This window comes from Flavobacterium sp. S87F.05.LMB.W.Kidney.N (assembly GCF_004366435.1).
In the GTDB taxonomy this organism is placed as follows: Bacteria; Bacteroidota; Bacteroidia; order Flavobacteriales; family Flavobacteriaceae; genus Flavobacterium.
Genome location: NZ_SODX01000003.1, coordinates 175725 through 199834, shown reverse-complemented (window position 1 = coordinate 199834; position 24110 = coordinate 175725). Strand labels below are relative to the sequence as shown.

The window sequence follows — 24110 nt, the reverse complement described above, 5'->3', positions numbered from 1 at the left end:
TTTGCACAAAGTTTTGTTTCGTTTTTACAAAAATCCACTATGGACAAATTGTGCAACGTATAGGTATAATATAATTTTGCACAGAAAATTATATCATTTTTACTAGGAAAATAAATGTGACATTACGGCATTTATAGTTCTAACATTTTAAAGTTAATATCTAATGTTTATCCTTATCCTTATTTATATTTGTTAAATCATTAGTTTTTCTGCTAATATTATTTAATCCTTTCTTTGCAGACTCAGTACTTGCTTTTGAATATTTGTTTTGAGGCAAACCATTTATTTTGTTTAAAGCATTCGTAACTGGATAAAGGAAAATTACTTGTTTGTCTTTTACCTTATCCTTACTTGCATTTGAGTCCATAAAAAAAGAAGCAAAACTAAATACTAATAGTACTCCAATTAATGGATAATAGAAAAATCTAAATCTTTTATTAGAATTTAATGTAACTCCAAATTTTTTAAAAGACTTGAAATTAACGAAATAGTATTGATAAGTGCTTTGTTTTGAAATAGAAGTACTTAAATTCAATTCTGGAAGAAGTTTATTCCATTTGTTTTCAATACATGAAGCTTGAATACTAGCGCCGACTAAGTACTTATGATACCAATTTTTATCCATAAACAAAAAGCACCAAATGATTAATGCTCCTATAAGTGCAATGAGAGAAACTGCTTTAATTTCATAATTACCGACGTTAAAAATTAAATTCTCTTTTATTATATATCCTAATGTTGCGATAATAAAGGTAAATGCAGTTAACGATAAGTTTCTAATTCGAAGGCCTATATCATTAAAGTGTTGTTGAACTTTTACGGTGTCACTCCAAATACTCACTACTGTTGGAAGTAAATCTATATTTAATTTATCTTGATAAGATGAAAAAGAAAAATGAGATAATATTTCATTAAAAGAGTAATTTAGAGTATAATCTGGTGTAATTTCATCATTCTTGTGTTTGTTTTGAAATTCAATTTCTCGGGCTACATCTTCACTTGTCCAATGGGTTACTTCTTTTAAAAGTTGATATTTCTTATTATCAATTTCGCTTCCATATTTTGCATAAACACTAGTAACACCTGTATCAATTGCCATTCTAATATCTCTATCAATTTTATCTCCTATATAAATAGCATTTTCATTTTTAACTTTAAAATCTCTTAGAATTATTCCTAAAATTTCACTGTCAGGCTTTTTTGTACTTTTTGAAAGATATCTTATTTCAGTTAATTTAGGTTCCCAAAATTCGTCATCATAAACGCGATGGGTGTTTTGTGGAATCCCAGTGTCTAATGGGCTATAAATACAGTCAAAAATTCCATCTAATCCTAAATGCTTAATCCGATATTTTGTAAAAAAAGCATTTGATTCAGTAAAGCCAATTATAAGGACTCCTTTGGATTTTAATTCTACTAATGTTTCTAGAACTCCATCATAAAGTTTTAATTTAGACTTTTTATTAGAATTGTAGTTGTGGTATATGCTTTTTCCCTTTTTTGGTTTGGCAATTATATCTAATTTGTTCGCACTGCTTAATGAGGTTAGTTCATCATATGCAAATGACACTTCAGTAGTATTGTATTTTTGATGTAATTTTTTAAAATCAGCTTTTAAAATAGTGTCATCAATTTCATATCTTGTTTTAATCTCTTTAAAATAAGGATAGAACGAGCCGTACCACATATTGAGCCAATCCCAAATAGTATCATCTAAATCTGTCACAACACATTTTATTATTTTATCATTCATATTACTCACAATTAGCATTAATTATTAACAAAATCTAAAAACAACATTAATCAAGAATTAAACCTACATAATTGTATTAAAATAAAAAATCTTTAATTCTATTTACAAGTAACTGTAACTGAATGTCTTGTTCAATATTTTCCGGAGTTAATGGTATTGCACCCACACCTATAAATGTATCTATTTCATTTACCGACCTTTTTATAGAAGTATTATGTTGCTTTTCGTAAAATAAAAATTCTGTTCCTGGATAAACAACAATCGCAAATAAGGTATCTTTAATTGCATCAACATAAGCATGCATTTTGTGGATGTCATCAATTTTGACATGTCCTTCAGTATTATCTTCCCTCTCTTTGCGCTCAACTTTATATTTTGCATCAAATATTAGTTTCATAATTGAGCCATCTTTCGATTTTATAGCTACAGTTACATCAGGTCGAAACGATACGCTGTAAGAGGATTGTCTTGCTTTTGATTCAGTCCAGTTATAATAAACTGATATAGTTTCATTTTTAAAACAAACTCCATAAGATAAGTTTCCTTCTTCTGTTAGTATACTTTGTTGTTCAACTATTATATCATTTCCAAGAAAAGCCTTAGCAATTTTATAAAACACCCAATATTCATATAAATCAGAAATTCTTTTTAAGTCAACTGATAGTGCGTTTTTTTCAAATTCCTCAAAAATATGCATAATACCAAATTGGCTTCTTGAGTAATGTTGTAAAATGTCTTTATATCCGATTCTACTTTGTAGAACTGTTGAGTTTGTCGGTACTACGGTCATTTCGCCAATCTCTCTAAAAAAAGACTTATTTAATATATTCCTACAAACTTTTAATATGAGTTCTTTTTCATCATGCACTGAAGCGGGCAAATTTTTCACAAAATTTAATCTGTAAGCAAAACTTGCCACGTATCTAACGAAATGCTTTACAAATCTATTTTCAAGAGTGTCATAACTAAGTTTATTTTTCTCCATGAAGCTCTTTGTTGGAAAATAACTTTCAGAAGAGTTTCTTGATAAAAATTGTGTTAATGGAAGATTTAAAAGATGAGTATCTTGATTACGTAACTTAGTAACTTCATTAGTTTTATTAACTATAAGCTTAATTGTCTTGTTGTTTATTTTTTTAATCTTTTCTATTTTATCCTTTTCATATAACTTAGAATATTTAAAGTTTGGGTTTTTTAAAATTCTACTAATACTGGTTTCTAGATTAATTGTTGAATCCCAATCTAGTATTATTTTTTTGAAATAATTAAATATTAAAAGTGTAGATGGATTTGTGTTTTTATAATCAACCTCTCTTAAAATAAATGAAGGTGAATTATATGAAAAAATTATATTCTTTGAAAGCTGTTCTATTTCATTTAGAACCTTTTTAAATTGCTCAACTCCAGATAGTTCTTTTAAAAATTTAACACTTTTAACATTGTATGTTTTTTTAAAGAAATAAATATTGCCAATGTAGTTTGAGATACAAAGTTTTCCTAATCTGTTACCTTCTTGCCAATCAATAAAATTTGACAATTTGGCATTATTAATTTCTTTTAATATCAAGGAATAATCTTCAGACTGAAAATCTAATTTATACGTTTGATTTTCAATCAATTCATAATCTACTTCTTCTCCTGATAACTTGTAAATTTTCATAATATTACTCTATGAAACTTGCATAACCTGTTTTAGATAATTTACTGTAAATATTTTTCAATTTTTTGATCGTATTTGGGAAGTTTGTTTTTTGAGCTTCAACGTTTGAAATTTCTGAATCACCAGAAAGAAAAAGAATAACTTCTCTTAGAGGTTCCTCTAACGTTGCATAATCACCATTTAATTTAGGAAAAACCTTTTGGATAAGTTGGTAATCAATTGCTTGCATTAGTATTGTTGAATCTTCTCCAATAAACTTCTTCGTATTATGCAAATACAAAGCGATTTCATTTGCTACACGATATCCAAAATGAAGATTGTGATTTTTAAGAATTGCGTTCAGATCAACGAGAAAACTTTTAATTTCGTCAGATAGCAATTCATAATAGAATTTTGCAGGCACAGTGACCTGTGTAAAATCAGGAAATTTCTGCAAACTAAAACTACTAGTATCCTCAATTTCCTTACCACCATAAGCGAGTAGGTCAACATCATTAAATTCTATTACATTTGCTCTATCGAGAACTTTAGGACTAAACGAATATGTACTCTCGTCAATATTCACTGTACCAGTTATAAATAAATTAAATGGAATTTCAATCTTATTGCTAATAAATTCGAAATTTTCAGAATCTGTTTCCAGTCTATCAGTTCCATTATGCAAAACAATACTTTCTTGGGTAATTCCCTCAGCTGTTTGTATTCTACTTTCAGAACAACTTAGGATATCACTAAAGTAGTGCTCTACTTTTGATAAATTCATTTCGTCTAAAATTACAAAAAATGGATATTCAGGATTATTCCTTGCAGTTAAAACAAACTCAAGGAAGCTTGGAACATGATATTTTTTTTCAATAAGATTAAAATACCCTAGGAGTTCATTGTTATCAGTCCAATCACTTCGTACTGAAATGAAACAATGGTTTTCTATAGAGCTGATCTCAAATTCAGTTAGTTTCTTTTTTACTAAATCATTATTAACTGATTTTACTATGTATCTTTTATCTCCTGTTTTTTCAAGCTCTAAAACATCTCCTACCTTGTAAAATTTCGTTAAATGTTCAGTCGCATCATAGTCTGGAGAAGTTTTATCTCTGTTACTTTTAAAAAAACGCACTCTTAGCAATGGACTTACCGCTCTCTGTCCATAAAAGCCTAATTTAAAAGTTCCAAATTGATCTTCAACATTTAATATGTATGTATTTGTAAAATTACCAATATTGCCTCTTTGTTTATACTCCTCTGCTTTTGTTTCCCAATCTTGTAATTCTTCTTCAGTTAAAAGATCTGATAAAATTTGTTGAGGGAAATTAAAACGTCCGAATTCTGAGGTAACTTTAATTGATAGCGGATTAGCGTCTCTCACTGCATCAGGAAGTATGTCAGTATTAATTTTTGGAACACGAAAAAGTTGAGCGATTTTTGTTTTTCCAGTGCCACTGATTCCTGATAATATTACAAAAGGTTTTGATACCAATGATAAAGCATAGTTAGTTAATAAGGAATTTGGGAAGTGAAAGCCAGCGTCTTTATAGTTTTTAAAATATTGTTCTACTTCTGTCATAGTATATAATTAATATCCAATAAATATATATTCTTGAACTTGATTTTTATTATCGTCAACTTTATGCCCTTGATTTCCAAAACTGTATCTATAATCAATAGCAATCACATCAACATTATCCTTGTATTTAGACATTAATCCAACCATTTCATCTTTCGTAGGAAAAGAGTTGGATGAATATGATACAACTAGAATACTGTCTCTATATCTTTTAAACAATTTGTCAAACGCTTCATATGCACCAATTTTAGTGCTAAATGGAGTAGGATAATTTTTGAATTTTTTTGTTTTAGTTTCCCACTGCATTTCTACATTTTCCCAATTTCGAGCCAAGCCCTCTACAAAATGGTAACGTCTAACATATTCATTATCGGAAGTAGGGCTGTAATATGGCGGGTCTATGTACACTAAATCTGCTTTAACTTTTATTTCCATAGAATCTTGATTCAAGGCTTTACAGTCTTTACCATTGTCAAAAACGGCATTATTAAGCGTTCCTACAGCTATTCGAAATTGCTCCTCAAATGACATTTTTAAATCTTTTCTACCATCATCATACCTGAGTCCTGTGTATGTAAAAATACCTCTAGGACGTTTTTTTACACAACTTTTTATCAGAGCACACATAGCAATGTCTCTCTTTGTTTCGTTCCTTAATTTTGAAATATTGCTTCGAACTAAATCAATAAATTCATTATCTGAATCTGAATAATAAATACCCTTAAATGTTTTTGACACAAAGTAATCTACATCATCAGATTTTCTTAATAGCAATTCGATATCTTTATCTGACAAGATAGTTTTTGAGTTAGTAATAAGAGCAGAAGCTATCTTCGAATTCATTGTCATATAGTCATTAGAAATTACCTTTTTTCCTAATGTTTTAAATAAATAAGAAACCACTCCGCTTCCACTAAATAAATCAAGAACAGAATCAAAAGCAAAAGAGGAGGTAGCACTTGATATCTGCTTAAGCAGAGATTGCTTGCTCCCCATATATCTTGTTTGAGGAAATAAACTGTTTTGCTCTGGAATAGTATTATTCTGAGAATTAATTCTAAATCCAACTTTTGGAGGTGCACAAACTATAACATCTTCACCAATTCTTTTATTAGCATCACTATTTATAAAGCGTTTTGTTTTTATAACAGAAATGTCAAAATTGCTATATAAATCGTATACGAGCGGAGAATTTGAATTGGTTAAAATTACATGACAACCCATATTTGAAAGCTTTTTAACATAATCGGCTAATTCAAAGTGGTCTCCTTCAGTGAATCCTTCTTTAGTGTATCTTTTAAAATCTTCATTATTGTTGATAGGTAGATAAGGAGGGTCAAGAAATATTAAGTCCCCGGATTGGGCATATTTTTCTAACGTTTCTTTATAGTTTAAATTTACAATTTTTGCATTTTTTAATGCTTTTGATGCTTGTAAAAGTCCTTGTTCATTTACAAAATTAGGATTTTTATAATTACCGTAAGGAGTGTTAAATTCTCCTTTTTTATTAACTCTATACAATCCATTAAAACAAGTTTTATTTAGAAAAAGTGTCCTAGCAGCTTGCAAAGTATTTGAAAGCTCTTCTCTTTTCCAATTCCTGATTTCGTAAAAAAAATCTTCGTTATTATCGAAGCTTTTTAGAATTTTGATTACATCTTTTGGAGAATCTCGAATTACTGTATATAAATTTATTAACTCGGGATTTATGTCGGCAATAATTGATTTAGATGGCTGAGTATGGAAAAAAAGTGCTCCTCCACCTATAAATGGCTCGATGTAATTGTTGAAATTTTCTGGAAATCTTTTTAGAAGTTCTTGTATTAATTGAGTTTTCCCGCCTGCCCATTTTAAGATAGGTTTAGTGGATTTTGTATCGATATTATCAATAGTTTGAAAATTATCTGCTATATTTTGGGTTTGTTCAATAATCATTTAAAAATAAACTGAAAGGAGTTGCAACAAATATCGTTTTTTCTAAGGAGAATAATTTATATATCATAATCTAATTTTCAACAACCACTAAATATGTTATTTTTTGTAACAATTATATTAAATATCAAATAAACTACATATGGAATTTAAACAATTATTTAGAGCGCTATCACGATAAAAATTAGAAGATTTAGGAATAATGCCTTATTTGATTTTGAATAACGTCATTTACCGAAGGTTATCATCGGTTAAATATGCGATATAACATTACAAAAAAGTTTATATTGAATTAAGACCAGCAAAGGACTGCAACTATATTGATGGCAAAAACTAAAACTTGCAAACACAAAAGCGATTAATAATACAATTGAAGTTTGGAACATTCAAATTGATGGTAAAATCACTCAAGAGGAGATTGGTGAAAAATTAATTAAAACCCTGCTACTATTAAACGCAATTGATCCTGACTACTTATGAACAGAAAATAAAAAACGACTGGAAAGCGGTAAAATCATCGACTTTTTTCCAAAATACTAATAAGTTTCGTTAAAAATTGCAAACAGTTCCAGTATAATCTTAATTAAATTAAAAGGCTGTTATTGCATAATAATTCGCATCTTATATCATAATTTCATTATATTTTCGTCAGGAACTATGTATTTCCCTATACTGTAATCCCCGAATGATTTGTCAATTTCGTCCTCGGTTGTAATTAGAGTGCCTCGATCATCATATGTTGTCAACAAATGATGCCCTCTCAGCTTATAAGTATATTGCGTTTTTTCTTTGAACCTTGTTACGTTCAAATCTAGCATTAGCTTTAGTGACATTCCGGGTTTTTGTTTACCGATATTTAAATGGATATCAACTAACACGTTATTGTTACGTGTCATCTTGGTTATATAAATTTTTTTAATAAACTGTTTAAATATAGCGATAACTTCGGGCCTTTCAGATGACAAGCGAGCCAGAAATTGTACGTCTTTACTTTTGTTCGTAATTTTCTTCAATATTTCTGTTTGTTCGCTCAAATGTTTTGAAAGCAAATCAATTTTAGATTTGGTAATTGTAAGTTCTTTTGAATACTCTGCTGATATCATTTTGTATCGTTCAATGGTCATGTCAGTTGAAGTAAAAAGCAACTCGAGTTTATATTTTTTTTTAGTCTGCTTTTCGAGTGCAGATTCTGCAACCGAAAGCTGCCTTTTCAGAGTTTCAATGTCAGTTTTCACGGTGGGAATCAACTTATCAGATTGGTCGATATGATTATGAAGGGCTTTCGTACCGATTAGAATGTCATATACCACACTTTCCAGATAAGTTATATTAACGCCTTTGTTGCCGCAATTACCAGCACTTGTTAATCGTGACGAACATATATAAACCTTATCACCCCGAGGTGTTGGCTTGTATCTTGCAAAAACATTTCTGCCGCATATCCCACACGTAAGCAGGTCTTTCAACAGATAGCTATATTGATTTATTGAATTTCTATGTGTTTTTGTTTTTATCAGCTCATTACACCTATCAAACAACTCAGCGTTAATAATTGCAGGCGCATCCAATAACAATGTTTTAAATTTTTCTTGTCCGCGTTTTGTAATAATTCCATCATAATTTTTTTCTTCTTCGCTGGTAAGTTTTTCACCTTTGTAACGCCTTTGTCCTTTATAAAGTGGATTAGCAACAATATCATTAACGGTCTTACTACTCCAGATTACTTTGTCAGCAGTTTTCTCGGTTTGAAATTTCATTAACTGGGTACCAAATTTGTTTACTCTAGTTGGTACCTTTTCATTATTGAGAAAACCAGCAATTTTGTTAAAGCCGTTACCTTCTGAATACCACTTAAAGATCCTTCTGATAACTTCTGCTTCTTCATCATCAACGATCATCTTTTTGTCATCACCTTTTTTGTATCCATATGCGATGAATTTACCACCTCCTACATTCTGATTTTTTGCAGATTGCAGTAGCCCAGACTTACTTCTTTTTTTAGTAGTAATGCTTTCGTTGTTCGCAAATTCGATTAGAATCTGTATTATAATGTTCATTGTGGATGAGCGATCTCCATTGTCATCAAGTGTACATTGATTAATGGAAGTAAAATAAATTGGAATCTTAAGATCACTAAGGTAATCAACAAGATTTCTAACGGCGGATGGGTCACGACCTAGACGTGAAATTTCAGTCACATAAATACGATCGTAATACTTATTGTCTTGCTCGATGGTGTGTAGCATGCGAGTGAGTTCAGGACGTTCTCCATGTGCTTTATAACCAGAGATTTTTTCCTTATATACATCTATATCGTCAGAATGATAGCGATCGCCTATAGCTTCTAAGCAATCAGAAATCTGGCGACTATAATCTTGTCGATCAACTGTTGAAACTCTTGAATAAATGCAAATCCTACCCATAAATTAACTTTTAGTACAACAAATATAGTCCACATAGTTTAAGTATGCAACATTAGAAATCGTATGATGCGGACTTCGAAACGGACGCTGATTCATCAACCCAACCTCTTTTAATTTACCTGCAACACTATGAATTTTAGTGGTTTCAAGCGCTTCTCGCAAAGTCATTGGTGGCAAAATACTTGGAACACGTTTTGCAAGCATTGTCTTTCCTGCACCAGGAGGGCCAATCAAAATAATATTATGTCCGCCGGCTGCCGCAATTTCCATACAGCGTTTTATACTTTCCTGTCCGCGAACATCTGAAAAATCAAATTCGGGAAAATCTAAAGTTTTGTAGAATTCAGCACGGGTATCAATAACTGTCGGCTTTAAAGTTCCTTTACCTGCAAAAAAGTCAATGATTTCTTTTAAGTTCTCTACTCCATAAACATCTAAATCAGATACGATGGCAGCTTCTTTTACATTTTGAATAGGAAGAAAAAAGCCTTTGTAACCTTCTTCTTTTGCTTTAATGGCAATTGGTAAAGCACCGCGAATAGGCTGCAGACTTCCGTCTAAAGAAAGTTCACCCATTATAATATAACGTTCAATTTCGGGAGCTTTTATCTGATCTGAGCCTACCAAAATCCCCATGGCGAGGGTCAAATCATACGAAGAACCTTCTTTTCGAAGATCTGCAGGCGCCATATTGATGGTAATTTTTTTTCCTGGCAAACTGAAGCCATTATTTTTAAGCGCGGCTGCGATTCTATAACTGCTTTCTTTTATTGCATTGTCGGGAAGTCCAACTAAATGATAACCAATTCCTTTATCCATATGAACTTCAACAGTAATAGTTGTAGCTTCAACTCCAAAAACAGCACTTCCGTAAACTTTTGTCAACATAAATTAATCTTAAATGAAAAGGTAAAAATATTTAATTATAGACAAAAAATCATTATTTTTGTAAATATTCTATTACTTTTTACTAACTCTTTCAAAATTTATTATTTATATGAATGATCTCGAAAAAATAAAATCCAAACTTGCAAAAAGAGCATCAGGATTTATTACTGGAGGATTTAAGCCAACAAATTCAAATACAGAAAGTTGGATTGGAAGAGTTTATTTATATCGAGAAAATGAAGAAATTCCTGTCGATAATAACGGTGACTTAATGTTACCTTTATTTCAATTATGTTTAAATGAATTACCATTCGTCCCTGATATTCTCACAAATACTAAAATAATAACAGTATTCATTTCTAAAAATATTCCAATGGATCTAACTCCAAATGGAAATCATTGGGTTTTACGAGAATATAAAAATACTAATGAGATAATATTTAAAGATTTAAAAAATGAAAGTTCTCACATTAAACCTTTTCCATTGTCAAATAAATTAATTGAAGAAGATTATCCGGTTTGGGAAGATCGTGAAATTCCAGAAGATATATCAGATAAAATACTTCAACTTGAAGACGAAGGAATTATAGATTCTTATTATGATATAATTGAAAACAATTACGGTCATAAACTTGGGGGATACGCTACCTATTGTCAATCAGGAGTATATTTTGGAGATGATTACGAATTTGTTTTCCAAATATCTTCTGATGAAAAAGCTAATTTGAATATTGTAGATAATGGTAATATTTATTTAGCAAAAAATAGGAAAACCGAAGAATGGATGTACTATATTGATTTCTATTAAATTTTTAATGGAATATAATTATACGGAAATCGGATTAAGCAAAACTTAATCCGATTTGATTTTTAATTTCCTCCACAATCCTACTCAAATCCAAACTATTTTGATGCGACCAAAGTTTACTTTCTATTTGATTGTTTCGAATGCAATTGTGACATTCTATTATTTCGTGTGAATATCCTTTCCCTAAAGTTGGCAAAGTAAAAGCAGCTTCTTTTTCGTCATTTATAAATAAAGAATATCCGTCGGCAACAAACCAAGGCGAGTTCAATTCAATTCTTCCTTTTGATCCGCTTATAGATGCTTTCATATCAGATTCTGAAACTATCGAAGCATGCAAAACCGATTGAGCCGATTCATATTGCAATAGCATAGAAGTCTGTAGATCAATATCATTTTTGTGTTTGATGGCTTTTGCAATTATCTCTTTTGGATTTCCTAATAGTATATAAGAGAGGAATAATGGATAAACTCCAATATCAAATAAAGCTCCGCCACCTAATTCTTTGTCAAAAAGTCTTTTGTTTTCAGTTTCACTTCCGTGAAAAGCAAAATCGGCTTTTATGTAATTTACATCACCAATTATTCCGTTATCTACTTTTTGTAATATCTCTTGAATAGACGGAATAAAACGTGTCCAAAACGCTTCCATAAAAAATCTGTTATTTTTTGTAGAAGCTTCAATCATTCTCTCTGCATCATTATAAGATAGCGACATTGGTTTTTCGCATATCACATGTTTGCCTTTTTCAAGTGCTTTTATGGATAATTCTGCATGCGAGTTATGTGGTGTTGCGATATAGATAATTTCAACTTCACTGTCCTCAAAAAGTAGATCATAAGAATTATACATTCTTAAAGCACCAAATTTTTCTGCAAATAACTCTGCTTTAGAAATATCTCTTGAAGCAACTGCCGTTAGCTCAGCATCATCTATCAATAATAAATCTGACGCAAACTGGCTTGCAATATTACCCAGCCCAACTATTCCCCATTTAATTTTTCTATCAGCCATTGTATTTTAATCATCAAAATTGTTAAAAAACATTAAAAAACTATTTCGTTTAAAAAACATCAGACGTTTTTAAACAACAAATATCCAATATATCGTAAAAAGTAACAATCAATTAACCCAAAAATTATTAAAAGTCTTAATAAGACGAAAATAAATGTTGATGAATTACAAATTTTAAGTCTGTTTTAACAAATTCATGCAAAATTTACGGGGTCAAATTTTAAATTTAACAAAAATTAAACATTGAACCCTATTTTTTTAGGGGGTATGAAATCATTTTATACTTTTATAAAAAATTTTAAAACTAAATAACTATGCGAAAAATTATTTTAACTGTGATTCTTATCACTATTTTGGTACTAACCTTTATATCAAACTTTATAATTGCAGATAACCCAATTCCTGCTGAAGCGGTTAAGTTTGACACAGGAGATACAGCTTGGATGATCGTGGCAACTGCATTTGTATTGTTAATGACTCCTGGTTTAGGATTTTTCTACGGAGGAATGGTAGGTAAGAAAAACGTAATTAGTACTATGCTTCAGAGTTTTATGGCAATGGTAATTGTTACTATTTTATGGACTGTCGTTGCTTTCGGATTAGCTTTTGGACCAACTATTGGAGGAATTATTGGAGATCCGTCTCATAATTTATTCTTTGAAGGTGTTGGAACCAATACTGCATGGAGCCTTGCACCAACAATTCCTTTTATGTTATTCGCATTATTTCAAGCAAAATTTGCCATCATTACTCCTGCTTTAATTACAGGTGCTTTTGCAGAACGTGTACGTTTCTGGGCTTATTTATTATTCATGGTTTTATTTATATTATTAATATACGCTCCTTTAGCTCACATGACTTGGCATCCTGATGGAGTTTTCTTCAAAATGGGAGTTCTTGATTTCGCTGGTGGAACGGTAGTACACATGAGCGCTGGATGGGCTGCATTGGCTGGAGCAATCTTCTTAGGAAAAAGAAAAGTACAAAAAGTTAATCCTGCTAGAATTACTTACGTATTATTAGGTACTGGTTTACTTTGGTTTGGATGGTTTGGTTTCAATGCTGGATCTGCATTAGGAGCAAATGGTTTAGCCGTACAAGCTTTAGGAACAACTACTGTTGCTGCTGCAGCCGCTGCTATGGCATGGGTTTTCCTTGATAAAATCTTAGGACACAAATTATCTGCTCTTGGAGCTTGTATTGGAGCTGTTGTGGGTCTTGTAGCTATTACGCCTGCTGCTGGTTTCGTTAGTATTCCTCACGCAATTTTCATTGGTTTATTCTCTGCAATTGTAAGTAACCTTGTAGTTAGTAAATTCCCTAAAGGAAAAATTGATGATGCTTTAGATGTATTTGCTTGTCACGGTGTTGGTGGTATGGTAGGTATGTTATTAACGGGAGTTTTTGCTTCAAAAGCAATTAACCCAGCTGTTGGAGATAATCAAGGTTTAATCTTTGGAACTCCAACTTTATTCATCAACCAATTAACTGCTCTTGTTGTGGTATCAATCTTTGCTTTTGTTGGTTCTTACATTTTATTCTTTATTGTAAATAAAATTACACCTCTAAGAGTTACTGAAGAAAAAGAAGAATTAGGTTTAGATATTTCTCAACACGGAGAATTCCTATAAGAAATTAATTTTCAACTTTCAATCTTGATAAAAAAAACGCTCTAAGTAATTAGAGCGTTTTTTGTTTGAATTAATTTTTAAGCAATCTAAGAAGTCCTTTAAAGATTTAATTTTATGTATATCTTGAGTAAACACACACATATGTATGGAACTTTATTTATCTGAATTAATTTCACTACAGGCTAACAAATTAACAACCTTAATTATTCAACAAAAAAAACTCCTTTAAAAAACTTTAATCCGCTTAAATCTTGATCATAAAAAAACGCTCTAATTACTTAGAGCGCTTTTTGTTTTGAATTAATTTCAACCCCAATATATTTTAAATTTTAGTCCCGAAGCCTCGGGATAGATTTGAAATTTTAAAAGTCTAAAATCTATTTAAAATTAGAAATACCTTCTTTTAACCATTTTAAATATTCTTCTGTACTAACGTAACTAATAGTTGGTTTAGTACTATTTAAATTATTTCCTTCTAAATCTGTAATCACATATAAAGGCTGTGTATTAGTTTTATATTTAGAAATCATAAAATCTGTCCATTTATCTCCCGCTGTAATAATTTTATCTCCAGAGGCAGTTGTAAATTGTTCTTCTTTTGGAAGTTCACGTTTGTCATCAACATAAAGTGAAATCAAAACAACATCATTTTTTAGAATTGGTAAGACCGTAGGATCAGACCACACATTGTTTTCCATTTTTCGGCAGTTTACACAAGCGTAACCCGTAAAATCCAGCATTATAGGTTTATTGATTTCTTTCGCGTAAGCTACACCATCCTCATAATCGTGAAAAACCATAATTCCGTGAGGGCCTAATTCTGCTCCTTCTGGCAGCCCTTTTATTGGTTCTCCTGAAACGGCTCCATTTCCTGATCCTCCTACTCCAAACGGACTTTCGCTGTATTGCGGCGGCGGCGGGAATGCACTAATTAATTTTAATGGAGCTCCCCAAAGTCCAGGAATTAAATACATTGTAAATACTAAAGTAAGTAGTCCTAAATATAATCTCCCAACAGAAATATGATTCATTGGGCTATCATGAGGCAATGTAATTTTTCCGAATAAATATAAAGTCAAAGCTCCAAAAATTGCAATCCAGATTGCGATGAAAACTTCTCTTTCTAAGAAATGTAATTGTAAAACTAAATCTGCATTTGATAAAAATTTGAATGCCAAAGCCAATTCTAAAAATCCAAGAACCACTTTTACAGTATTTAACCATCCACCAGATTTTGGTAATGAGTTTAACCATCCTGGGAACATTGCAAATAACATAAACGGTAAAGCTAATGCAGATGAAAATCCTAACATTCCAACAACTGGAGCGATTCCTCCATTTGAAGCTGCTTCAACTAATAAAGTTCCAACAATTGGTCCTGTACAAGAAAAAGATACAATTGCCAAAGCCAAAGCCATGAATAATATTCCGATTATTCCGCCTTTATCCGCTTGCTGATCAGCCTTGTTTGCCCATGAATTTGGAAGCATAATTTCAAAAGCTCCTAAAAATGAAGTTGCAAAAACAACTAAGATTACAAAGAAAATTAGGTTAAACCAGACATCGGTAGACAAAGCATTTAACGCATCCGCACCAAATATTTTAGTTACAATAAGTCCTAAAATTACATAAATAGCAATAATAGAAAGTCCGTAAATTACTGCATTTCTAATTCCTTTTGCTCTGCTTTTACTTTGCTTAGTAAAGAAACTTACTGTCATTGGGATCATTGGGAAAACGCAAGGCGTTAACAATGCTGCAAATCCAGATAAAAAAGCAATAAAAAAGATTGACCACAAACTTCTTGCAGGTGCAGGAGCAGGAATTTCTGCTGCTTTAACTTCTTTTTCTGCTTTTACAGTTTGATCTTTAGCAGCATTAGTTTCTTTTTGAATAGTATCAACTGCTAAACCAACTACTTTAGTTTCGTCTTTTTGAGCTTCTGCTACAACTGGAACTTGATCCATTTTAAAAGTTGATGGAACTGCAATTGAGAACTTTTTGCTCGAATTGATACAAACTTCTTTACAAACCTGAAAATCGAAATCCACATCAACCGTTTTTAAGTTCGGGTTAATGATTTTTATTTCTTGTTCAATATGTGCTTTTCCTTCAAAATAGGTTTCATCTACACCAAATACATCATTAAAAGAAGTTTTCGTTTTTCCTTCTTTTGCTTTTCCTACTAATTCGTAATTACCTTTTTGATTTTTAAAAGCAATTTCCAGAGCAAGAGGTCCGCCTTCTGGTGTAAACTGCGAATACATATGCCAGTCTTTTTCGATAACAGCATCAAAAATTAATACAGCATTATTCCCTTTTTTTTCAATTTTTGAAGTCCATTTTACCGGCTCTAGAATTTGAGCGTTACCTTTTGCAAAAGCAAAGAAAAACAACAGCAGTAAAATAGTTTTAGTCCAAATATTTTTTGACAAGCTTGTCTGAAGATTTTGAGTAAAGTTCATTATTGTAGTTCTATTTTTAGTATTTTGTTTGTGGCTTTTTCAATTTTAAAACGTTCATCTTGCCTTATTCCGACAACCCAGACTATTTGGTCATTAGAACATAAAATCCATGTTTTTTCTTTTTCGATCAATGATAACTTTTCATCTTTAAAAAGTTTACTGACTTTTTTTGACTTACCATTCATGCCAAAAGGCTGAAAAACATCTCCTTCTTTCCATTTACGTAATATAAGAGGAAAGTGGATTTTATCGACGTCCACAAATATAACTCTATTTGAATCGAATGTTGTGTGACCTACGTTACAAAGGCTTAATTTTATGGGAAAATTAACTTCTGTATCGTTTGAATTAATTTCATATTCTTCTTTTTCTGACAACTCAGAAAGCGGACTCAAAATTAATGTTTCTCTGTTTTTTAATAATCTGAATTCTTCTGCAAAAACTTGTTTTCCCGATTGCCCTTCGACCAAATCGTAAATATCATTCCAAGCAGAAAAACCAAATTCATTCAGCCATTGATATAAATATGATTTATAATTGGGAAGTTTTTTTAACTGATTTAAATCAAAATGAATATCATCGCCTGCTTCTTTTGCAACTTGCTGATAAATCATAATCGAAGCATCTTCAACCATTTCTTTTGATTCCTGCAAAAATGATTGTGTCTTTTGAAATGCATCCAAAAAATTAGGATTGATTTCTTTTAAAACAGGAATTAAATCATGACGAATTTTATTTCGAAGATATTTAGTCGAAGCATTACTGCTGTCTTCGCGCCATTCTATATTATTTTCTTCCGCATATTTCAGAATTTCTTGTCTGGAAAATGGCAAAAGCGGACGAATGATTTTATCGTTCTGTTCTGGAATTCCCGTTAAACCTTCTAAACCTGTTCCTCGCGTCAAGTTGATTATAAAAGTTTCTAAATTGTCATCTGCGTGATGCGCCGTTAAAATAAAATCAAAGTTTTCTTCTTCTAAAAGTTCGTAAAACCAGCTGTATCTAAGTTCCCTTGCTGCAACCTGCGTAGATAATTTATAATCTTTAGCAAAAGCTTCGGTATCAAAGTGAGTCGTAAAAAACGGAATATTATTTTGATCGCAATAGTTTTGAATAAATTCCTGATCTCCAAAACTTTCTAATCCTCGAAGTTGAAAATTACAATGTAAAACTGCGATTTCATAAGGTAATTGATTGAACAAATGCAGTAAAACCATACTGTCTAAGCCACCGCTTACTGCCAGAAAAAGCTTTTTTTCTGCTAAAAAAGGAAATCTTGAAATTATATGATTTTGAAATTTTGAAAACATTTGATAAATGTAAAAAATTAAATTCGTTCTATTTTTAAATGAAATGTTAAGCGGTTATTTTTTCTGCCGGAATTAAATTTCCACTAATTGATTTGCAAAACTTTAAAAAAAAAAAGCCACAGCTTAGAAGATTAAAATAATTCTAAATCTGTGTAAATCTTAATAAACTATGGCAAAAAAATTTCTTGCAAATTCCGCTAATTCGCGACAAGTTCACTTTATTGTAAAACTTCGTGCATTGCCTTAGCTTTTAATAAACATTCTTCATATTCTTTTTCAGGATCGGATAGTGATGTAATGGCACTTCCAACCGAAAAAGAAATGTATTTATTTTCCTGATTATATAATATACTTCTAATGACCACATTAAAATCAAAATCTCCTTCAGGCGTAAAATATCCAATTGCACCGCTGTATAATCCTCTTTTTGTTTCTTCCAGATTTTCAATAATTTCCATGACAGAAATTTTTGGCGCGCCAGTCATGCTTCCCATTGGAAAAGTTGTTTTTAAAACATCTACAGCAGAATATTGCGCATCTAATTTTGAAGTTATGGTAGAAATCATTTGATGTACCTGCAAAAACGAATAAATCCCGCAAAGCTCTTCAACCTCAACCGAACCTTTCTGTGCAGTATGCGACAAATCGTTTCGAACCAAATCGGTTATCATGATATTTTCTGCACGTTCTTTTTCATCTGAAACCAAAATGTTTTTTGACTTTTCATCTTCAACCGGATCCAAAAATCGCTTAGAAGTTCCTTTAATGGGCTGAGAAATAATTTTATCTCCCACTTTTTTAATATAACGCTCTGGTGAAGCAGAAAGCAGATAGTGTTTGTAATTTTTAAAGAAAACCGAAAAAGGAGCTTTAGAAATTTCATTCAACTTTTGAAATTTTTCTAACGGCTTTATAAGGGCGTTTTCAGCGTAAAATTCCATACAAAAATTTGCCTCATACATATCTCCAATATGAATATGTTCGAGCATTTTATTTATTTTCTGAATATATAATTCTTTAGAAATACGTTGTTGAATATTCAATTTTTCGTCACTTTCGACTTTCGACTTTCGACTTTCGACTATTCCTTCAAAATCTTCTTCAACTTCGTCATCACAAAGCATTAAATATTGAATTTCAAGCTGATTCCCTTTTAGTATAAAAAGTTTTTTAGGTTGAAAGAAAAACAAATCAGGAAAATTCAATCCGTCAAAATTCTGGGAATGAAGATTTTCTATATCATTTTTTAGATCATAAGAAAGATAACCAAAAAGCCAGTCTTTAGTATTCTGCTGATATTGTTTTAAATCTTCAAAAGCGTTGTAATAGTCCGTTTTTAAAGAGGTAAAAGCATCTACCGCCAATAAACAATCAAAATTAGAATATTGCTGCGGATAGGAGTTGCTGTCTAAAAAAATAACTTCGCGAAACTGCTGCGCCCAACTTAATAGCTGTTCTTTAAACAGTTCTGGATTTGCAATATTTTTATGAATGGAAACTCTCAAAAATGGGTAAATTTTAAACTTCAAAATTACGACAAAATTCCTTTACTACTAGAACGCAAAAGAAATAATGAAACGATAATAACAGCAAAGCAAAAGTGTTAAAAAGACTTACTTTTTATAAGAAAAAATTCGTTATATTTGATATACTCTTAGATTAATCCCAAAATTGAATTAGTATGACTGTAAAATTCTTAAAAAAGAACCACAAAAAATGATTTGTGCTTTTAATTTTTGAGACCTTAGATTGTATCTTTTCCAATAACTTAATTATATTTTTTAACCTTAAAAAATCCTAAGTATTATGAAAATTGCCACAATTATTGTCCGCGTTTTAATTGGTCTTTTGTTACTTTTTGCCTCTATCAGTTACTTTTTTCATTTAATGCCTGAACCAGAAACTACAGGAAATTTTAAAGCTTTTAATGTAGGTTTGATGGCTTCAACTTATTTAATGCCACTTGCTAAATCAATTGAATTGCTGTGTGGAATTGCATTTATAACTGGGCGATATGTAACACTTGCTAATATTTTGATCCTGCCTATTACGGTAAATATTTTGTTTATCAATTATTTTCTTGCTCCAGAAGGCCTGCCAATTGCAGTGTTATTATTCTTAGCCAATTTATTTTTGATTTACAGATATTGGGGTAATTATAAAAGTATTTTCACACCATAAATTATTTTTCAAACTAAAAATAAAACCCGACAGCTATTTAAACTGTCGGGTTCTTTTTTAATTCGTTCTATCATGCTTAACCCAAATGAGATCGGTTACTTTGTATCCAATTTCTTGAGCTTTAATTAAATAGTCTGCCTTTATACTTTCTGGAATAGTTTTCTCACGCGAAAGGATCCACATGTATTTTAAACTTTCACCAGCAACAAGTGCATACTTGTAGTCAGGATCAATAGCTACTACATTGTATCCTGAATAAAAAGGACCAAAAAATGAGACTTTCAGCATACCAATATTGTCTTTTTTGACAAATTTAGCTTTCCCGACACTTTGTTCCCATTTGTCTTTTTTGACATTATAGCCCTTATTATCGACTTTTATAGTTTTATCTTCGTTTAAAGAATACTCAGCAGTTACATTGTCCAGATCTCTTTCCCATTTGTAATCTAATCTAGCGATTTCATACCATTTTCCGAGATACTTTTTGCTGTCAAAATTGGTTACAGCTTGTGCTTTTTTCGGAATACCTCCTCCACAAGATGTAAGGGCAATTCCTATTCCTGCTCCAATCAAAATCGGAACTATATATTTACTTTTCATAATGTTATCTTTTAATAATCATAAAGATAGCACTTGAAATACACATCTAATTTACAAAATTATTTTGAATTATTATATTATTAAGAAGCTAAAATAACGTATAAAAAAACCGCCAGATTGCTCTGACGGTTTAGTTAATATGATTTACGCAAATTATACGTGTAAAGCTCTATTTTCAGTAGCTGCCAATGCTGCTTCTTTTACCGCTTCCGCGAAAGTTGGGTGCGCATGACTCATTCTTGAAATATCTTCAGCAGAAGCTTTGAATTCCATTGCAGTAACCGCTTCAGCAATTAAATCTGCTGTACGGGCACCAATCATGTGAACTCCTAAAACCTCATCTGTTTTTTCATCAGCAAGGATTTTTACAAATCCGTCTAAGTCAGCACTTGCTCTTGCACGTCCTAACGCTTTGAAAGGGAAACTTCCAGATTTATATTTCACTCCCGCAGCTTTCAATTGCTCTTCAGTTTGTCCCACTGCTGCAACTTCCGGCCAAGTGTAAACCACACCAGGAATTAAATTGTAATCGATATGCGGTTTCTGACCTGCTAAAATTTCAGCAACTACTACTCCTTCTTCTTCCGCTTTATGCGCTAACATTGCTCCACGAACAACGTCACCAATTGCATAGATATTTGGAACATTTGTCTGTAAATGATCGTTTACTTCAACTTGTCCTCTGTCTGAAATTTTCACTCCAGCTTTGTCAGCATTTAATCCGTCTGTGTAAGGACGACGACCAACAGAAACTAATGAATAATCTCCTTCAAGAGTGATTGTTTCTCCTTTTGCATTTTCAGCCTGAACTACAACAGCATCGCCGTTTCTTTCAACTGATTTTACTTTGTGAGAAACGTAGAATTTCATTCCTTGTTTTTTCAATACTTTAGTCAATTCTTTAGAAAGAGAACCGTCCATTCCAGGAATAATTCTGTCCATGAATTCTACTACAGAAACCTGAGCTCCTAAACGCAAGTAAACTTGTCCAAGCTCGATTCCAATAACTCCTCCACCAATAATTACTAAGTGTTTTGGAACTTCTTTTAAAGCTAAAGCCTCAGTAGAAGTGATGATTCTTTCTTTATCAATTTTGATAAATGGTAAAGAAGATGGTTTTGAACCTGTAGCGATTACAGTATATTTTGCTTCGATAGTTTCTGTTGTCCCGTCAGCTTTTGCAATTGCGATATGCGTTGCGTCTACGAAAGAACCTAAACCAGTGAAAACAGTAATTTTATTTTTATCCATTAAGTAGTTGATTCCACCTACGGTTTGATCTACAACTGCTTGTTTGCGCGCGATCATTTTCTCTAAATTGATTTTTACATCTCCAGAAACTTCGATTCCGTGATCTGCAAAATGAGCAATTTCAGCATAATGATGAGAAGACGACAATAATGCTTTTGAAGGAATACAACCTACGTTAAGGCAAGTTCCGCCTAATGAATTATATTTTTCTATAATGGCAGTTTTGAAACCTAATTGTGCGCAACGAATTGCTGATACATATCCGCCAGGACCTGAACCTATAATGACTACGTCAAATGAACTCATAGTTTGTCTATTTTTAATTTTAGCGTCACAAATTTAAGGAATAAAGTTTTGTTTAAAGTTTAAATCTCAATGTTTTTTGTGTGAAATTTTGGAGGAAGGTTTTACCGCAAAGGACGCTAAGAATTATGCAAAGTTTTGTTTTTTAATCTCGCAAAGACGCAGAGTCGCAAAGTTTAAAGAATAAAGATTAGTTGCGTCAGCTAAAGTTGGACGCTATTAAAAAAACTTAGAACCTTAGTAACTTAGAATCTTAGTCTCTTTTTTAAAACCTTTGAACCTCCTAAAAAGAAATTACCGTCGAGTTCTTCACCTCACTAATCATAAACATACTTTGCGTACTGCCAATATGTTGAAGCGAAGTCAATTTGGTAACCAAAAATTCACGATACGCTTCCATATCTTTTACTAAAACTTTCAAGATATAATCGTAATCACCGCTTACATGATGGCATTCTAAAACTTCGTTTAGTTTGATGACTTCGCTTTCGAATTTGGTTAGGAACTCTTTAGTATGCTGAATAAGTTTTAGATGACAGAAAACTACAAACCCTTTCTCAATTTTGGATTTATCTACTAAGGCGACGTAGTTTTTAATTACCCCTTCGCGTTCTAATTTTTTAATTCTTTCATAAACTGCTGTAACAGAAAGATCAAGTTTTAAAGATAACTCTTTGGTTGTTTTTTTACTGTCGGTTTGAAGTAAAACCAGAAGTTTTTTATCTGTAGCGTCTAGAGTCATAGTTACGTCATTGCGAGGAACGAAGCAATCTCATCCTCTGATTAATATTTATTCTTTTTTTTTTTACTAGAAAGAAAATCTACTGGATTACATCTTTAACACCAAATTTAGATTAAAAATCATTAAAAATAAGTTTTTATAGTTTTAAAATCTAATTATTCAATTTATGATTGATTAATATTCTAAATAGATCTTATTTTGGATAGAATTTCTTAGAAACGAGCTTCCTCGCTCTCAACTTGAAACCTAAAACTTGAAACAAAACAAAAACCAACTATAATGAAAAACTTTAACCCAGCAGATAAAATTCAGGATTTGCAGTACTTTGGTGAATTTGGAGGTGTAAATCCTTCGATTTCTGATTCTTCTACTTATACTTTTCTTTCGGCCAAAACGATGTTTGATACTTTTGAAGGCAATATGGAAGGCTGTTATTTATACTCGCGTCATTCATCGCCAAGCAATTTGTATTTGGATCAGGCTTTGGCGGCAATGGAAGGAACGGAAACAGCAAATGTATCGGCTTCAGGAATGGGTGCGATTACGCCTACTCTATTACAGCTGTGCGGTGCGGGCGATCACATTGTTTCGAGCCGAACTATTTATGGCGGAACATACGCTTTTCTAAAAAACTTTACTCCAAGATTCGGAATTGAAACAAGCTTTGTTGACATTACTAAGTTGGACGTTGTACAAGCAGCAATTACATCAAAAACGAAAGTTTTATATTGCGAAACGGTTAGTAATCCACTTCTGGAAGTTGCCGATATTGCTGGTTTAGCTAAAATAGCCAAAAAGTACAATTTGAAATTGGTTGTTGATAATACATTTTCACCCTTATCTGTTTCTCCTGCAAAATTAGGCGCCGATATTGTCATTCATAGTTTGACAAAATACATTAACGGAAGCAGCGATACTGTCGGAGGTGTGACTTGTGCATCAAAAGAATTTATTAATTCGCTAAAAAATGTAAATTCTGGTGCAAGTATGCTGTTAGGGCCAACGATGGATAGTTTGCGTTCGGCTTCTGTAATGAAAAATCTTCGCACGCTTCACATCCGAATCAAACAGCACAGTCATAATGCGCATTTTCTTGCCGATCAATTTGAGAAAGATGGCTTAAAAACGGTTTATCCAGGATTGAAAAGCCATCCGAGTCATGAATTGTATAAAACGATGATTAATCCCGAATATGGTTTTGGAGGAATGCTAACGATTGATGTTGGAACTTTGGAAAAAGCTAATGAATTAATGGAATTGATGCAGGAACGAAACCTTGGATATTTGGCAGTAAGCTTAGGTTTTTATAAAACGTTATTCAGCGCACCCGGAACCTCTACTTCTAGTGAAATTCCGTTAGAAGAGCAAAAAGAAATGGGATTAACAGACGGTTTGATTCGCTTTTCTATTGGATTGGATAATGATATTGAACGCACTTACCAAATGATGAAAGCTTGTATGGTTGAGCTTGGTATTTTGAATTCCCCAGAGATTAGTAAAGAAGTTTACACAGAGGTTCACTAAGATTTCTCTCTCGCAGATTTGGCTGATCATGCTTATTGTTGTAGAAATCTATAAAAAAATCTG

Annotated in this window: 16 protein-coding genes and 1 pseudogene; 4 read left to right on the top strand and 13 right to left on the bottom strand. The window is 31.8% G+C overall.

The genetic code is table 11. The features are described from left to right. Positions 1-160 precede the first annotated feature (160 nt). From EDB96_RS10075 to EDB96_RS10050, 6 genes and pseudogenes are all read right to left on the bottom strand, one after another. Positions 161-1753 (bottom strand): HAD family hydrolase, encoded by a 1593-nt coding sequence (locus tag EDB96_RS10075; RefSeq protein WP_166669291.1) that lies wholly within the window; start codon positions 1751-1753, stop codon positions 161-163. A gap of 76 nt (positions 1754-1829) precedes the next feature. After that, positions 1830-3413, bottom strand: a complete 1584-nt coding sequence (locus EDB96_RS10070) for a DUF2357 domain-containing protein (RefSeq protein ID WP_134140578.1) — start codon at positions 3411-3413, stop codon at positions 1830-1832. A gap of 4 nt (positions 3414-3417) precedes the next feature. Beyond that, positions 3418-4977 (bottom strand): McrB family protein, encoded by a 1560-nt coding sequence (locus EDB96_RS10065; protein WP_134140576.1) that lies wholly within the window; start codon positions 4975-4977, stop codon positions 3418-3420. A gap of 9 nt (positions 4978-4986) precedes the next feature. Beyond that, positions 4987-6912, bottom strand: coding sequence for a Dam family site-specific DNA-(adenine-N6)-methyltransferase (locus tag EDB96_RS10060; RefSeq protein WP_134140575.1), 1926 nt, complete (start codon positions 6910-6912; stop codon positions 4987-4989). Between the two features lie 623 nt (positions 6913-7535). Continuing rightward, positions 7536-9332 carry a recombinase family protein gene (locus tag EDB96_RS10055; RefSeq protein ID WP_134140573.1) on the bottom strand — a complete coding sequence of 599 codons (1797 nt, stop codon included), beginning with the start codon at positions 9330-9332 and terminating at the stop codon, positions 7536-7538. A 24-nt stretch (positions 9333-9356) separates the two neighbouring features. Further along, positions 9357-10220, bottom strand: a pseudogene (locus EDB96_RS10050) (YifB family Mg chelatase-like AAA ATPase); the annotation flags it as partial. Positions 10221-10329: 109 nt separating this feature from the next. Here EDB96_RS10050 and EDB96_RS10045 point away from each other — a divergent pair. Further along, complete coding sequence (locus EDB96_RS10045; RefSeq protein WP_134140572.1) at positions 10330-11028, top strand: DUF1963 domain-containing protein; 699 nt, start codon at positions 10330-10332, stop codon at positions 11026-11028. A 34-nt stretch (positions 11029-11062) separates the two neighbouring features. Here the strand turns inward: EDB96_RS10045 and EDB96_RS10040 are convergent, their stop codons facing one another. Continuing rightward, on the bottom strand, positions 11063-12040 hold the full coding sequence (locus EDB96_RS10040) for a Gfo/Idh/MocA family protein (protein WP_134140571.1): 978 nt from the start codon (positions 12038-12040) through the stop codon (positions 11063-11065). Positions 12041-12354: 314 nt separating this feature from the next. Between EDB96_RS10040 and EDB96_RS10035 the strand changes: the two genes are divergently transcribed. Then, the gene (locus EDB96_RS10035; RefSeq protein ID WP_057119271.1) at positions 12355-13671 is read left to right on the top strand and encodes an ammonium transporter; all 1317 of its coding nucleotides are present in this window, start codon (positions 12355-12357) and stop codon (positions 13669-13671) included. 377 nt (positions 13672-14048) lie between these two features. Here the strand turns inward: EDB96_RS10035 and EDB96_RS10030 are convergent, their stop codons facing one another. The 3 genes from EDB96_RS10030 to EDB96_RS10020 all read right to left on the bottom strand — a co-directional run bounded on the left by EDB96_RS10030 (position 14049) and on the right by EDB96_RS10020 (position 18951). Continuing rightward, a complete protein-coding gene (locus EDB96_RS10030) occupies positions 14049-16136 on the bottom strand; it encodes a protein-disulfide reductase DsbD family protein (protein ID WP_134140569.1) in 2088 nt (695 codons plus the stop codon). Then, positions 16136-17446, bottom strand: a complete 1311-nt coding sequence (gene tilS, locus EDB96_RS10025; RefSeq protein ID WP_134140568.1) for a tRNA lysidine(34) synthetase TilS — start codon at positions 17444-17446, stop codon at positions 16136-16138. Before tilS ends, EDB96_RS10030 begins: the two co-directional genes overlap by 1 nt. 218 nt (positions 17447-17664) lie before the next feature. Next, a complete protein-coding gene (locus EDB96_RS10020) occupies positions 17665-18951 on the bottom strand; it encodes an anthranilate synthase component I family protein (RefSeq protein WP_134140566.1) in 1287 nt (428 codons plus the stop codon). A 301-nt stretch (positions 18952-19252) separates the two neighbouring features. Between EDB96_RS10020 and EDB96_RS10015 the strand changes: the two genes are divergently transcribed. Next, complete coding sequence (locus tag EDB96_RS10015; protein ID WP_134140564.1) at positions 19253-19627, top strand: DoxX family membrane protein; 375 nt, start codon at positions 19253-19255, stop codon at positions 19625-19627. 57 nt (positions 19628-19684) lie between these two features. Here the strand turns inward: EDB96_RS10015 and EDB96_RS10010 are convergent, their stop codons facing one another. From EDB96_RS10010 to EDB96_RS10000, 3 genes are all read right to left on the bottom strand, one after another. Continuing rightward, complete coding sequence (locus EDB96_RS10010; protein ID WP_134140563.1) at positions 19685-20227, bottom strand: lipocalin family protein; 543 nt, start codon at positions 20225-20227, stop codon at positions 19685-19687. Between the two features lie 153 nt (positions 20228-20380). Then, entirely contained in the window at positions 20381-21784 is a 1404-nt protein-coding gene (gene lpdA, locus EDB96_RS10005; protein ID WP_134140561.1) for a dihydrolipoyl dehydrogenase, read from the bottom strand. Between the two features lie 280 nt (positions 21785-22064). Next, on the bottom strand, positions 22065-22523 hold the full coding sequence (locus EDB96_RS10000; protein ID WP_095931859.1) for an Lrp/AsnC family transcriptional regulator: 459 nt from the start codon (positions 22521-22523) through the stop codon (positions 22065-22067). 279 nt (positions 22524-22802) lie between these two features. Between EDB96_RS10000 and EDB96_RS09995 the strand changes: the two genes are divergently transcribed. Beyond that, positions 22803-24047: an aminotransferase class I/II-fold pyridoxal phosphate-dependent enzyme gene (locus EDB96_RS09995; RefSeq protein WP_134140560.1), complete on the top strand. Its 1245-nt coding sequence runs from the start codon at positions 22803-22805 to the stop codon at positions 24045-24047. The last annotated feature ends 63 nt before the right edge of the window (positions 24048-24110 follow it).